This is a genomic window from Exiguobacterium sp. GL_137 (genome assembly GCF_057834585.1).
In genome coordinates, this window is sequence record NZ_CM174406.1 from 1759641 (window position 1) to 1772774 (window position 13134).

At 47.2% G+C, this 13134-nt stretch carries 12 protein-coding genes; 3 read left to right on the forward strand and 9 right to left on the reverse strand.

Going from position 1 to position 13134, the window contains the following annotated elements:
• Nucleotides 1–72: 72 nt before the first annotated feature.
• The gene (locus tag AC3IRK_RS09375; RefSeq protein WP_489169907.1) at nucleotides 73–2751 is read right to left on the reverse strand and encodes a transglycosylase domain-containing protein; all 2679 of its coding nucleotides are present in this window, start codon (nucleotides 2749–2751) and stop codon (nucleotides 73–75) included.
• Nucleotides 2752–2784: 33 nt separating this feature from the next.
• Entirely contained in the window at nucleotides 2785–3399 is a 615-nt protein-coding gene (gene recU / locus AC3IRK_RS09380) for a Holliday junction resolvase RecU (protein ID WP_188005442.1), read from the reverse strand.
• 74 nt (nucleotides 3400–3473) lie between these two features.
• Between recU and AC3IRK_RS09385 the strand changes: the two genes are divergently transcribed.
• From AC3IRK_RS09385 to AC3IRK_RS09395, 3 genes are all read left to right on the forward strand, one after another.
• Nucleotides 3474–3767 carry a DUF1798 family protein gene (locus tag AC3IRK_RS09385; protein ID WP_026828103.1) on the forward strand — a complete coding sequence of 98 codons (294 nt, stop codon included), beginning with the start codon at nucleotides 3474–3476 and terminating at the stop codon, nucleotides 3765–3767.
• A gap of 231 nt (nucleotides 3768–3998) precedes the next feature.
• Nucleotides 3999–4244, forward strand: coding sequence for a hypothetical protein (locus tag AC3IRK_RS09390; RefSeq protein WP_131972541.1), 246 nt, complete (start codon nucleotides 3999–4001; stop codon nucleotides 4242–4244).
• 563 nt (nucleotides 4245–4807) lie between these two features.
• Nucleotides 4808–5698, forward strand: coding sequence for a DUF3800 domain-containing protein (locus AC3IRK_RS09395; RefSeq protein WP_148206622.1), 891 nt, complete (start codon nucleotides 4808–4810; stop codon nucleotides 5696–5698).
• Nucleotides 5699–5748: 50 nt separating this feature from the next.
• Here the strand turns inward: AC3IRK_RS09395 and nth are convergent, their stop codons facing one another.
• From nth to dinG, 7 genes are all read right to left on the reverse strand, one after another.
• Nucleotides 5749–6417, reverse strand: coding sequence for an endonuclease III (gene nth, locus AC3IRK_RS09400; RefSeq protein ID WP_214852631.1), 669 nt, complete (start codon nucleotides 6415–6417; stop codon nucleotides 5749–5751).
• A 5-nt stretch (nucleotides 6418–6422) separates the two neighbouring features.
• A complete protein-coding gene (locus tag AC3IRK_RS09405) occupies nucleotides 6423–7001 on the reverse strand; it encodes a DnaD domain-containing protein (RefSeq protein ID WP_026828099.1) in 579 nt (192 codons plus the stop codon).
• Nucleotides 7002–7072: 71 nt separating this feature from the next.
• On the reverse strand, nucleotides 7073–8371 hold the full coding sequence (gene asnS / locus AC3IRK_RS09410; protein WP_489169908.1) for an asparagine--tRNA ligase: 1299 nt from the start codon (nucleotides 8369–8371) through the stop codon (nucleotides 7073–7075).
• Nucleotides 8372–8391: 20 nt separating this feature from the next.
• Nucleotides 8392–9573, reverse strand: a complete 1182-nt coding sequence (locus AC3IRK_RS09415; RefSeq protein WP_131502527.1) for a pyridoxal phosphate-dependent aminotransferase — start codon at nucleotides 9571–9573, stop codon at nucleotides 8392–8394.
• Between the two features lie 16 nt (nucleotides 9574–9589).
• Nucleotides 9590–10057, reverse strand: a complete 468-nt coding sequence (locus tag AC3IRK_RS09420; RefSeq protein ID WP_131502528.1) for a hypothetical protein — start codon at nucleotides 10055–10057, stop codon at nucleotides 9590–9592.
• Entirely contained in the window at nucleotides 10054–10224 is a 171-nt protein-coding gene (locus AC3IRK_RS09425) for a YpmA family protein (RefSeq protein WP_012370646.1), read from the reverse strand. The genes AC3IRK_RS09420 and AC3IRK_RS09425 overlap by 4 nt, the downstream gene beginning before the upstream one ends.
• Before the next feature lie 61 nt (nucleotides 10225–10285).
• Nucleotides 10286–13099, reverse strand: coding sequence for an ATP-dependent DNA helicase DinG (gene dinG / locus AC3IRK_RS09430; RefSeq protein WP_131502529.1), 2814 nt, complete (start codon nucleotides 13097–13099; stop codon nucleotides 10286–10288).
• Nucleotides 13100–13134 lie beyond the last annotated feature (35 nt).

Sequence of the window (13134 nt, forward strand, 5' to 3'; positions counted from 1 at the left end):
AAAAGAGAAGCAAGACCGAAGAAACGGGTGTGTTTCTTCGGTCTTATCTTCTTCAAGTAATCTCTTTACTCGTTATTGCTGATTTTCTGATTCTGATTGTTGCTCGGCGGGCGCATTATCCTGACCGCGCCCTTGGTTGCCGTTTGATGAATTTCCTCTGTCCGACTGAGTAGATGCTCCGTCGCTTGAGGCTGGCTCATCCGTTGCCGGTTGATCTGTTGCCGGTTCATCCGTTGCCGGTTCATCCGTTGCCGGTTCGTCTGTCGCCGGTTCGTCCGTTGCAGGTTCGTCTGTCGCCGGTTCGTCCGTTGCCGGTTCGTCCGTTGCCGGTTCATCCGTTGTCGGCTCGTCCGTTGTCGGTTCGTCCGTCGTCGGTTCGTCCGTTGTCGGTTCATCCGTCGTCGGTTCGTCCGTCGTCGGCTCGTCCGTCGTCGGTTCTTCTGTTTCGACGTCTGCAACAGTCACAGTCGTTGATACCGGACCAGACTGTTCCCCGGATGCTTTCGCAACGACTGTGAACGTCGTCCGACCCGGATCAAGTCGATTAATGCCCATCCGATTCGTTGAGCTGGTGCCAAGCACCGACTGTTTTCCATCCGGATCCGTCATCGTCACTTCAAACGACACGCTGTCATAGCCGTTTGTCCGAAGGGCAGAATCATTGTAACTCCATGTCAGTTCACCAGACTCCGAGTCTTCATTGTAAGATGCTTGTAAGCCAGTCGGAGCTGGTACTGCCTTTTTTTCGACAACCGGCTCTTTTGTCCCTTTGACATACAGTTCCTCCCCGATACTGAGGACAGAACTCGGTTGCTCAAACGGAGCAGGTGTCCGGTCACGCGTTTTCGTGACAAAATCTTTCCAAATGTTTTGCGCCATCGTACTGTTTGTCGGTCCGCTTAAACCGGCACCGTTGTTGTTACCCGACTTCGTTGTTCCCGTCCAGACACTGATCGAGACATCAGAGGTGTAACCGGCAAACCAAACATCTTTGTAGGCATTGGTTGTTCCGGTTTTACCTGCTGCGTCAAAAGCAAGAGCGGCACTCGGGAACGTCCCGCCCGGTTTGAGAACATCACGTAACATATCCGTTAACATATAGGCTGTATAATCCTGCATTGCTTTTTTCGGTTTGACCGGTGATTTGATTTTTGAACCATCGCTGTATTCAATCGTTTTGATGATATGCGGTTTGATGTAGTCACCGCCATTACCAAGCGTCGCATAGGCAGAAGCCATTTGCGTCGTATTGAAGCCGTGTTTCATCCCGCCAATTGCATAAGCCGGTGAAATCGATTCGTCTTTTTCTAAACCTAATCCGGACTTAGCTGCAAAACTTTCAACCGTATCGCCGCCGATTTGTTGGAACGTTTGAATGGCAGGCGTATTGGCAGAAATCTTCAGCCAGTAGCGAATTGTATTTGTTCCACGGTAACCGTCATAGTAGTTGCCGATTTTTTTGCCGTTTACTTCTGTTTCCTGGTCGGTCATCATTTTAGCCGTTGACCATTTCTCATTTTCAATGGCTGGTCCATATGCGAAAAATGGTTTCGCTGATGAACCGGGTTGATGCGGTTCTTTGGCAAAGTTACGCCGCGAAGTGCCTGTACCCGGTTTTTTCCCGTCAACAATCCCTAAAATCTCACCCGTTTGTGTATTGACCGCCGTGGCCGCTGCTTCCGCGTAATCCGGCAACTGGACGACTTGATCTTTTTTAATCGCTTCGTTCATATAATCGTGCATCGGCTTATCAATTGATGTATAAACTTTCAATCCTTGACCGTAGATATCCTTGCCTTCTAAGCCAAAGACGTCTTCCAACTCTTGCGACACCATATCAAAGATGACGCTGTCGTAAGCCGCATCGTCTTTTGATTTTGGTGCTGGGTTGATCAATTTTGAAATCGGTTGATTGACTGCTTTATCACGTTGTTGTTGCGTGATGACACCTGTCGTCAACATCGCATCCAAGACTTGCGTTTGACGCCATTTCGTTAACTTCGGATCTCCTTGAATCGGATCGTAAGCCGATGGACGTTGCGGTAAGCCGGCAAGCATCGCCGCTTCTGCATAGTTCAACTTATCGACCGTCTTGTCGAAGTAGGCTTTTGAAGCCGTTTGAATTCCGTATGATTCTTGACCGTAATAGTTTTTATTCAAATACATCTCAAGGATCTGTTCTTTCGTGTAGTCCCGTTCCAACCGGATCGCTAACCATTGTTCCTGGACTTTCCGGGTAATGGTCTTGTCTGAACTTAAAAACGATTGTTTGATGACCTGTTGCGTGATCGTTGAAGCTCCCTCAGAACCAAAACCATCTGTGATGTTGGCAATGATGGCGCCGCCCAAGCGACGGAAGTCGATTCCGTTATGCTGATAGAAGCGTCGATCTTCGATTGAAATAAAGGCATCTTTTACGACATCAGGAACTTCTTTAATCGACACATACTCCCGACTCGTCCCACCCTTTTTGATTTCTTCTTTATTGCTCGCATAAATTTTTAGCGGGAGTGCATCACGTAACTTTGATTCATCAAGTTCCGGTGCGGTCGCGACAGCATATGCTGCGAATCCTCCACCTGCAATCATCATCAGGATGAACAATCCTGTCGCGATCAGTAGGAGCTTTTTCCAAAGTGGACCTTTACCGCCGGTCCCGCCTGATTTTTTCTTTTTCGGACGTTTTGTCCGATTCGTTTGTTTGGCTGACGTCTTCGTTTCTTCACGACGTGCGACACGACTTCTTTCCATATGCTATCCTTCTCCTTCAATCTGTAAAGTTTCTCAAGTGAAATATAACTCGTCCACTGCTGGTAAATAATCAATCGCAGGAAACGCACCTGTCTCGAGTTTTTTTCCATGCCGTTCGATTTCGTCTAGCGGAATCGATTTTCTGCCCGTTTCCAGTTGCTCCCACCAGGGGAACAAATGCTCTGCAGACAACACATATTGCACATTATACATACTGAATCGAATGATGACAAAACAAATTCCTCCATGTGCGATACATTGACGCATATGCTCGATTTGATGGGTATGAAAGTTTTTTAAGGGGAAGGATGTTTTATGATTGGTTTCCTTCGCTTCAAAATCGATGTATTTTCCGCGGTACACACCATTATAGTCGGTTGTCGAAGGTTGCTTGAAGTACGCTTCCTTGACGACGGCTGCCGACCGTTTCGGATAATCGACTTGGACGATTTGTAGAGGGGTCGGTTTCTTGTGAATGATTGCCCGATTATGCGTCAAATAAAACATATTACTTTCATTGATGAGTTTCTCAAGCTTCATTCCGCGATTTGAAAAAGTCGATTCCTTAGAGCGTGCACTTCGGATCGCCATACCATGCGGTTCTACTGGTTTCTGAAATTTTTTACCGTTCGGGTAATTCAAAAGGATTCCCCTCCTAACGCGTTTATTGTACCATGATATGTGATTGTATCGTATCGGCCGAGAGGAGTAGTTAAAAACAAATGACAATAGAACCGTTACTTCAGGATATCGAACGGATTTACCAGGCTGGACGAAATGGTCAGGAATATGACTTTCAAACGGATGTCATCCCCTTCGTCGCACAAGCAGACGTCCTGATTGAAGCCTGGCAACAAAATGCACAGAACAGTCCTTATTTGCGCCCGGCGATGGTCGAGAGTGCCGTTGACCAGTTAAAACAACTGTCCGTCCAGGCATTTCAACCGAAAACCAGTTTAAAACGCTTTAACGAAACCATCAAGTCTGTCCGTTATATCGATCAACTAATGCAATGAGTCAGAGGACTTCTGTTTTCAGATAGGCAATTTAGAAAGTTTCGTGATACCTTTCTTTGCATATCATCTTCTGATATATTTTCAATGTGAAATAAGGATTTTTATACACTCCGAAAGGAGACTCATTCTACAAATGTCAGAATGACAATTTGACGGATTTTAATCAAACAAAGCATAATGAGAAACAGCAAAGCGTTACACAACTCGCTCTGCTACGAAAGGAAGTTGTTTATGTCATCCAAAAAAATGTGGTCGGTAGAAGGTTATGAAGAGCACGGTGTAGAGAACCATCAAAAAGCAACTATGACTGAAACGTTTACGAATGAGGCGGATGCTCGTAAAGCCGCAAAAAAAATGGCGGATACGTACGATCAACTCGATGTCTATGTCATCTATACGAATACGTCAAGCGGTAAAGCAGAAGAAAAATTCTTTAATTCTGATGGATCTTACAGTGAAGAAGGATTTGAATGGTAACATCCCAGCCGTCTATAGGACGGCTTTTTTGTATAACAAGTCTAATTAAAAACAATCTCCCCCCTCTTCTATCGAGCTGCTCATTCCTTTTTTAACAAGAAACATCCTGTTGTCTTTTCCCGAAGCTTCTCCTATTCGAGTAAATGACCGGGTCACTTCATCACGTTACGCTTCTCATTTTTTTATGGGGGGTGTGGTGCCATTTGATCCATCGTCCATTTCACGAAAAATATCCCCACTGTCATAATCAGGCAGGAAGCAGAAGCTATATGACGAATATAAAAAAAGACCCCCACTACCGGTAAACGGGCAGTCCGAATCTGCTTTGGATGCGATGAACGAGAAAAGCGATACTGAGACACATCCTCGTCTGTCTGGACGAAGTCCACAGAACCGTGTCGAGAAAAAATTGGTCATGCAAGTTGTGCAATAACCATGGATTTATATAGCCGTGTCAGTGTAAAGTTACATAAAGAGGTAATAAATGTGCTTGGTTTTAATAAAAGTGTGCAGTATGTGTGCAATTGGAGGAGATTCGCTTGAATAAAAGAGAACCAAGAAACGTGAAAAACGTTGATGTCAAAGGATTTCCTAGGACTACAAACCCAACAGCCAAAAAATACGTCATGTTCGTTGATGAGACCGGGACACCAAAAGGAAACACCCAATTTAACCTGACCGGTGTCTTGATGGAATATAAATACGCCATCGACTCAGACGAAACCGGTGAACCCAGTCCATTACGCAAACGATTAATGGCATTCAAATCGTCTGTTTTTGAAGATCCGCATATTCCGCTTCATCTGAAAGAAATCTTAAAGGCGGAACACCCGTATGGCAAAGAAGACGGAATCACGATTGATATGTTACGGCATTTTTGGGTCGCCTTACCGGACTTTTTAGTCGACATTGATTGTACGATCGTCAGCGTCGAAGTCGATAAACAAAAACTACAGGAATTTTATTCGACACCGAAAGATCCGTATGTCGTTGCCTTTGCCCACCTGATGAAATCGTTTTACGCGTTTCTTGAGGAGACGGAAGCAACAAGCGCCCGTGTCGTGCTTGAAAGTCGGGATGATTATCAGAATCTACTGATTCAAAAAGCATTTTTTGATATCTTTAACTCCGGTACCGTTCATTTGGATGTGGAGAAAAGCCGTCAAAAAATCAAAGGTTTTATTTTTGCTGAAAAAGATAGCGACCTCTACCAATCGGGTCTTGAGATTGCCGATCTCGTCTGTCTTCCTCTTTCCCGCGTCCGACGTGGTGTCATTGAGGTGAAACCCCGGTTTGTCCATTATGGGGACGAAAACCGAATTTTCAAAGCCATCAAAAATAAAATTTATATCCGCCGTGACAGTCCCGATCAGGATTTCCGAAACTGGGGCTTCAAAAAGGTTCCGATTACAAAAAAGCGCCGCGAGTGGTCCGATACACCGTGGAACGGGTAATTTTCCAACCAACAACAGCGTCCCGCCAAAAGTGGCAGGACGCTGTTTTGTCATTCTCCCTCAACAGGCGGCAATAATCCTTTTGTCCGTTTTTTCCCTTCCCGACACATATCGAGCAACGGGCATTCCAGACAGTTCGGTCGTTGAGCCTTACAGTGATATCGCCCAAAAAAGATGAACTGGTGATGCAGCTTCGACCATCGTTCCCGCTTAAAGCGTTTCATCAAGGTCTGTTCGACTTGCGTGACGTTGTCTTTCCAGCGGCAGATGCCAAGGCGCTTCGATACCCGTTCGACGTGCGTATCGACCGCGAAGGCCGGCACGTCAAATGCAACGGATAATACAACATTCGCTGTTTTTCGTCCGACGCCCGGTAAGGCTTCAAGCCCTGCGCGATCCGTCGGGACTTCACCATCGTGTAACACCAGCAATTGCTCCGCTAACGCTTTAATGTTTTTTGCTTTGTTGCGGTACAAACCAAGCCGTTTAATTTTTTCCTCAATCTCTTCGACCGGTGCTGCAGCCAACTGATCCGGTGTCGGATAAGCGGCAAATAGCCCCGGGGTCACCTTATTGACCAAGACGTCGGTTGCTTGCGCACTGAGCGCCACGGCGACGACGAGTTCGAACGGATTTTGATGAACCAGTTCACAGAAAGCTTCCGGAAACATCTCTTCGAGTGTCGATTCAATTCGATCAATCTCTGCTTTGCGTAACATCCTTGTCAGCTCCCTCTCGTCGCAAGATCTTCGAGCGTCTTGATGCCTTCTCGTTCCCACGTTCGGAGAATTTGATTGATGTACGTCATCTTCCGGACATTATGGTAGACGGCTTCCCGTAAAGCTGCGAGAACAAGTTCTTCTGCAATGTTTTCAATCGTCAACCATTGAATGATCTGTTCCATCTGAAACGGGGACATCATCCCAAGTTCGCGCTCAAAATGCTGGAAGACAGACGGATTGATCGTATCGAAGTTTGGCGCTTCCTGTTCCGGGGGTGCCATTAACTTTTCATAGAGCGGCACCAGGGAATAACGTTCCGAGCCGGCGACGTTCTCCATGGCGAGTAATCCTTTTTGAAGCAATCCGAGTGTCGTCTCAATTGTTTCCGTTTCTGAAAGTCCGAGCCGGTTACTGAGCTCCTCTGGCGACGGCATCTCCATCCCTTCGGCGCGACAGGCAAACAATTGTCCAATCAGCGTAAACTCAACAAAACTGATGCCAAGACGTTTGGCTTCTGTAAACAATCGTTTGGGAAGGACAACCGTTCCTTCTTCAAACAGCTGAATTAAATTATGATCCATGATACTTCCTCGATTCTTTATTGTAAGCAAGAAATCGACCCGTCCGAGGGATGGGTCGATTTCGATCACTATTACGGATACAATCGGTTCAGCAGACGCGGGAATGGAATCGTCTCGCGGACGTGTTCGACTCCTGTGATCCAGGCGACAGTCCGTTCAAGTCCAAGACCAAAACCACTGTGCGGTACTGATCCATATTTACGTGTTTCCAAGTACCATTTGTAAGCACCGGTTTCATCCAGGTCATGTTCCTTCATACCGGCAAGCAACTTCTCATAGTCTTCTTCCCGTTGTGAACCACCAACGATTTCTCCATAGCCTTCCGGCGCAATCAAATCGTCACATAATACGAAGCCCGGGTTTTCCGGATCTTCTTTCATGTAGAATGGTTTGATGGCTTTCGGCCAGTGTGTAATGAAGACGGGACGCGCAAACGTATTGGCGATTGCCGTTTCATGAGGCGCACCAAAATCGTCGCCGAATTCGATATCGTCAAAACCTTGTTCTTTCAGCATGTCAATCGCTTCCGTATATTTTACACGCGGGAACGGGGCTTGAATGTTTTCGAGAACCGTCAAGTCACGCTCGAGCAACTCGAGCTCTGGACGACAGTTTTTCAAAGCCGATTGAACAAGATGCGACACATAGTTTTCCTGAACTTCGAGATTCATGTCGTGATCATAAAACGCCATCTCCGGCTCCATCATCCAGAACTCGATCAAGTGGCGGCGTGTCTTTGATTTTTCGGCACGGAACGTCGGACCGAATGAGAAGACTTTGCCGAGTGCCATCGCAGCTGCTTCCATATAAAGCTGACCGGATTGCGACAAGTAGGCATCTTCGTCAAAATATTTCGTATGGAACAATTCAGTTGTTCCTTCCGGTGCACTGCCGGTTAAAATCGGAGGATCAACTTTAATGAATCCTTCTTGGTTAAAGAATTCATATGTCGCCCGAATCAGTTCGTTCCGGACAACCATGACGGCATGTTGACGTTTCGATCGTAACCAGAGGTGACGGTTATCCATCAGGAAATCCGTTCCGTGCGCTTTTGGTGTAATCGGATAATCGACCGCTTCATGAATCACTTCGATCGCTGTGATTTCCATTTCGTGACCGATTGCTGTCCGTCCACCATCCGACTTGATGACGCCAGTCACCCACATTGATGTTTCCTGCGTCAAGCCTTTCGCCGTTTTGAACAATTCTTCCCCGACTGTTTCCTTGACGACGACTCCTTGCATGAAGCCTGAACCATCGCGTAATTGAAGAAACGTGATTTTTCCGCTCGAACGTTTATTTGCGAGCCAGCAGCCAATCGTGATTTCCTCGCCTACGTATTTCTCTACATCCCGAATCATTGCTTTCAAAAGTCAACATCCTCTCTCTATTAAACGGCCGTATGTGCCGTGATAAATCCTTCGATCCGGTCTAATGCTTCAAGTACCCGTTTCGGGTCTGTCGCATACGATAACCGGACATATTCTGGTGCGCCGAAGCCGGAGCCCGGAATCAGGGCGACCTTCGCTTCCGACAAGACCGCTGTGCACCAGTCATCGACGTTTGAGAAGCCACACATTTCGGCTGCCCGTAAGGCATGTGGGAACAAGTAAAAAGCACCTTCCGGCTTCAGGCAGGTTAAGCCTGGAATTTGAATCAACCGGTCGTAAATTTGTTCCAAGCGTTCTTCAAACACAACACGCATCGCCTCGACCGGTGCGTCACCTTCCGCATAGGCTGCGACCGATGCCGCTTGCGCGATCGATGTCGGATTTGAAGTCGAATGACTGGCAAGGTTCGTCATCGCACTGATGATGTCTTTCGGTCCGATGGCATAACCAATCCGCCAGCCTGTCATGGCATGCGATTTCGACACGCCGTTGATGATGACCGTCCGCTCGCGCATATGTGGTAACGTCGCAATCGATAAATGCGTCACACCGTTGTATAACAGCTTTTCGTAAATTTCATCACTGATGACAAGCAAATTGTGGGCAATCGCTACATCTGCGACCATTTCAAGTTCTTCCTTCGTGTAGACCATCCCTGTCGGATTCGAAGGTGAGTTTAAAACAAGTGCTTTTGTTTTCGGCGTGATATGCTGCTCGAGCAGATCACGCGTTACTTTAAAGCGTGATGCTTCCGTCGTCTCGAGGATGACCGGAACGCCGTCACTCAGTTTGATTTGTTCCGGATAGCTGACCCAATACGGAGCCGGGACGATGACTTCGTCGCCCGGATCTAAAATCGCCTGGAACAATGTCGATAAGGCATGCTTCGCTCCGGAAGCGACCATGACTTCCGAGCGGTCATATGATACCCATAAATCACGGCGGGTTTTTTCAATGATTGCATCTTTTAGAGCCACTGTTCCGCCGGACGGCGTGTACTTCGTATCGCCTGCTTCAGCTGCTGCAAATGCCGCTTGGATGATAAATTCTGGAGTGTTGAAATCCGGTTCGCCTGCACCGAGTCCGATGATATCTTGTCCTTCTTCACGCAAGGCTTTCGCTTTTGCAGTAATCGCCAGTGTCGTTGACGGTGTCAGTTGTTGTACCCGTTTCGATAACATCCTGCCCACTCCTTTTTTAGTTGATCCGTAATCGTTTGATGAAGGATCCCTCTTGATAGGTATAATACGAATAATCGTATCCGGTCGTCGTTTTAGTGACAATTTCAATCAGCGCCCGGTCTTCAAAACCGTATTTCGCTGAAACGATGTTCTCCGGATTGCCCGCTTGTCGAATGACATCGGCAATCTTCATCCCATCCTTGACACGTCTCGTCTCGATTTTACCCTTTTTCGGAACGAATGCCCGTAATGCTTGACCATCCTGTTTAATCGTAAAGACACTATACTGGGTTTTTCCATTAAATACATAATCAAATTGAATCTGTTGCGGTGCCACTTCTTTTTTCAAACGTGATTCCGCCTGTACGGCAACGGTTTGTTCGCGTTCTTTTGCCTCAGCAACGGTGAATTGATACACACCTGTCCCGATGAGCGTAATCAAAAGGATGAAGCCGATCAGACCAATGACGATCTTCCACTTCATGTGCGGTAGATGGTAAAGACCATCTGCTCCTTATCTTTTTCGTCCAATGCCAGACCAAACATCAAATCTTCTGTTTTTAACGTGCGATTCAATAAGTCTACAATCTTGTACGTATCGTCATGGCGGTTGACCTTGACGGTTGCTAGCGTCTCGATTTTCGAATCCATCTTATATCCTCCCTCATTTTTCTACATCTATTATAATGCGATAATGCTTATTTTAACAGACTCAATCCGTCTCATTTAAGAACAATTCCAACTCGGCCGTTAATTCGTCGAGCGGTTGCGCTAAAAGCGGGACATTGGGCAGACTGGAAACGAACCGTTTTCCGTACCGTGTCGTCTCGATCCGGCGGTCAAAAATGAAGACGACCCCCCGGTCATTTGTCGTCCGGATCAAGCGGCCAAATCCTTGTTTGAAGCGAATGATCGCTTGCGGCAAACTGTATTCGAAGAACGACGATTTGCCTTGCTGTTCAATCTGCTCCGAACGTGCTTGAACGATTGGTTGATCGGGTGGTGCAAACGGCAGACGCACAATGACAAGACAGCTGAGATCATCACCCGGAACGTCAACGCCTTCCCAGAAACTGGCTGTACCGAACAGGATGCAGGCATCGAGCTGTTTGAATTGTTTCATCAACCGTTGTCGTGACCCTTGGGTGATTCCTTGGGACAGTAGCGTAAACCGTTCCGGCAAGGCCATTTTCGTCGCATCATGCGTTTGACGCAACATCTCGTTTGACGTAAAGAGTACCAACATCCGGCCTTCCGTCACTTCGGCAATCCGGATGATAGCGTCCGCAATGACTTCAGAATACGTCGCTTGCGGCACGTCCTGCAATAACGGTAAATCGGTCGGGACCATCAGCCGGACTTTTTCTGCATAGCCAAACGGTGACGGAACGATGAAACGTCGTGTCTCAAGTTCCGATAGTCCAAGCCGTTTTTCGATGAACTGGAATTTATTCGAAACCGTCAAGGTCGCAGACGTTAAGATACAGGTCCGTTTCGAAAACACTTCCCGGTGCAGACGGTCTGAAATATCAATCGGTTGCGTATAAATCCTTGTTAACTTTCGATTTTTAGCTGTCGTTTCAATCCAGGAAACCGTCTCGTCGTGAGGTGCGAGCATCGTCTCGAAAATCGCCTGTTCGACTTCCTCCAGTTGGCCGATGACAGCCTTTAGATCGGCTACGACCGAGCGCTCACGGTAACTCATATGTTCCCGTTGATCATGGAACAGTTTATGAATCGCCCGAATGGCTTGCCGTAACCGTCTTAAGACAAGTTCGACCCGTTTCGCGCTCTCCTGTACGGCACGCATTGAATGATCCAGTCGTTTGAAACGAACCGTGACCCGTCCTTCACGCCGTTCTTTTCGTGATGCGAGTTCAAGACCGTAGGCTTGAATGATCGTCAACAGTCCGTCTGCTTCTTCAAGCAGTGCTGTCAACGTCTCATCGATCGTTTCACTGTGCGCTTCGACCAACTCCGTCAAGTCATATTGATCCGATAAACTAATCAGACGCGTTAATAATTTTTTATCGGAAGAGAATCCAAGCTGTCTGAAAATCCGGTCAAAGGAATGGCCGTCAAAAACCAATCCAAAATGATGACTGGCCACTTCTTCGATTTGATGTGCTTCATCTAAAATCAAGGGGCATCCCTTTGGTAAGACGCCGGCTTCATATTGAATATCACTAAACAACAAAGCGTGGTTCGTGACGATAATCGTCGCTTGTTTTGCCCGTCGGACTGCATGATGGAAAAAATCACGGCTGTACCAGGGGTCAAACCGTCCGAGTTGCGACTGGCTGTCCGACTGAATCAGTTGTTTGATGGCGATATTACCTTGCGCTGCCCCGCCGGGTAAACTGACTTCCTCCAGGTCTCCTGTCTCGGTCTGCGTCAACCAGACTAACAAAATCGCTTTAGCGAGCGTGAAGTTATACGGTTCTTCCGTTTCACTGAGAAAAAACTCGAACTTGCGCAAGTCCATGTAATTGCTGCGGCCTTTTAACAGGGTGATGTCAACCGGTGCTTCAAACAATTGGCGTAAAAGCGGCAGATCCCGGGCAAATAACTGTTCCTGCAATTGAATCGTGTGCGTACTGACGATGATCGGCGTTTCATGTTCAATCGCATAATGCGCCGCCGGTACAAGATACCCAAGCGATTTCCCGGTTCCCGTTCCTGCCTCGACCAGTAATGGCGTTTCTTGATCAAGCGATTGATAGACGTGACGCATCATTTCAAGTTGTCCCATACGCGGTTCATATCCAGGAAACAGTTGCGGGAATACCGTTTCATTCAAGCGGTCGACGAACGGACTGAATGGTTCCAGTTCTGTCCGTTCCATCCATTCTTCCGGTTCGGTGCGTTTCTTTAAAGCCAGCTTACGGAAATAATCAAAACGGTCATCCGGCTCCAGTCCCACCGTTTGAATCGCTTGATCGATTTCTTCTTCAATGGCGCTAAACAGCTTTCCCGCTAACCGACGTAAGTGTCGTAATGTATCGAGCGGTAAATCCTGTAGACGCGTAAGTAGATGGAGCAACAATTCCGCTGTTGCCTCGGCATCACTCCCAGCCCGGTGTGCTTCATGGTGCGTCAGTTGTAACGCTTCCGTCAAATGGGACAAGGAATGACTTTCGGCAGTCGGCAATAAGATTCTTGCCAGCTCCACTGTATCAATGACAGGACCGGAGTACGGTAAATACCCTTCTTCCTCTAGTGCTTCATTCAAAAAGGTCAAATCAAACTGCACATTATGGGCTACGAACACACCGCCATCGAGTAATTGAAGAACACGCGGTGCAATGGTCGCGAAGGACTCCGCCTGCGCCACGTCCTCATCTTTAATACCGGTTAACTGAGAAATAAACGGCGGAATCGGTTTTTGCGGACGGACAAATGCCGACAGACGATCTGTAATCTGACCATCTTCAATTACTGCCACTCCGATTTCAATCATCTCATCGCCGGATTTAATCGAATGTCCGGTCGTCTCTAAATCCACTACAACAAACTTCTTTTCCACGACTCATCTCCACCTTTAACCATCCATATCTTATA

Excerpts from the sequence above, each read along its gene's own strand:
- AC3IRK_RS09425 (WP_012370646.1), bottom strand. The coding sequence starts at position 10,224 with ATGGATTCGAAAATCGAGACGCTAGCAACCGTCAAGGTCAACCGCCAT.
- AC3IRK_RS09385 (WP_026828103.1), top strand. The coding sequence starts at position 3,474 with ATGACAATAGAACCGTTACTTCAGGATATCGAACGGATTTACCAGGCT.
- AC3IRK_RS09420 (WP_131502528.1), bottom strand. The coding sequence starts at position 10,057 with ATGAAGTGGAAGATCGTCATTGGTCTGATCGGCTTCATCCTTTTGATT.
- AC3IRK_RS09390 (WP_131972541.1), top strand. The coding sequence starts at position 3,999 with ATGTCATCCAAAAAAATGTGGTCGGTAGAAGGTTATGAAGAGCACGGT.
- AC3IRK_RS09415 (WP_131502527.1), bottom strand. The coding sequence starts at position 9,573 with ATGTTATCGAAACGGGTACAACAACTGACACCGTCAACGACACTGGCG.
- AC3IRK_RS09405 (WP_026828099.1), bottom strand. The coding sequence starts at position 7,001 with ATGGATCATAATTTAATTCAGCTGTTTGAAGAAGGAACGGTTGTCCTT.
- AC3IRK_RS09375 (WP_489169907.1), bottom strand. The coding sequence starts at position 2,751 with ATGGAAAGAAGTCGTGTCGCACGTCGTGAAGAAACGAAGACGTCAGCC.
- nth (WP_214852631.1), bottom strand. The coding sequence starts at position 6,417 with ATGTTACGCAAAGCAGAGATTGATCGAATTGAATCGACACTCGAAGAG.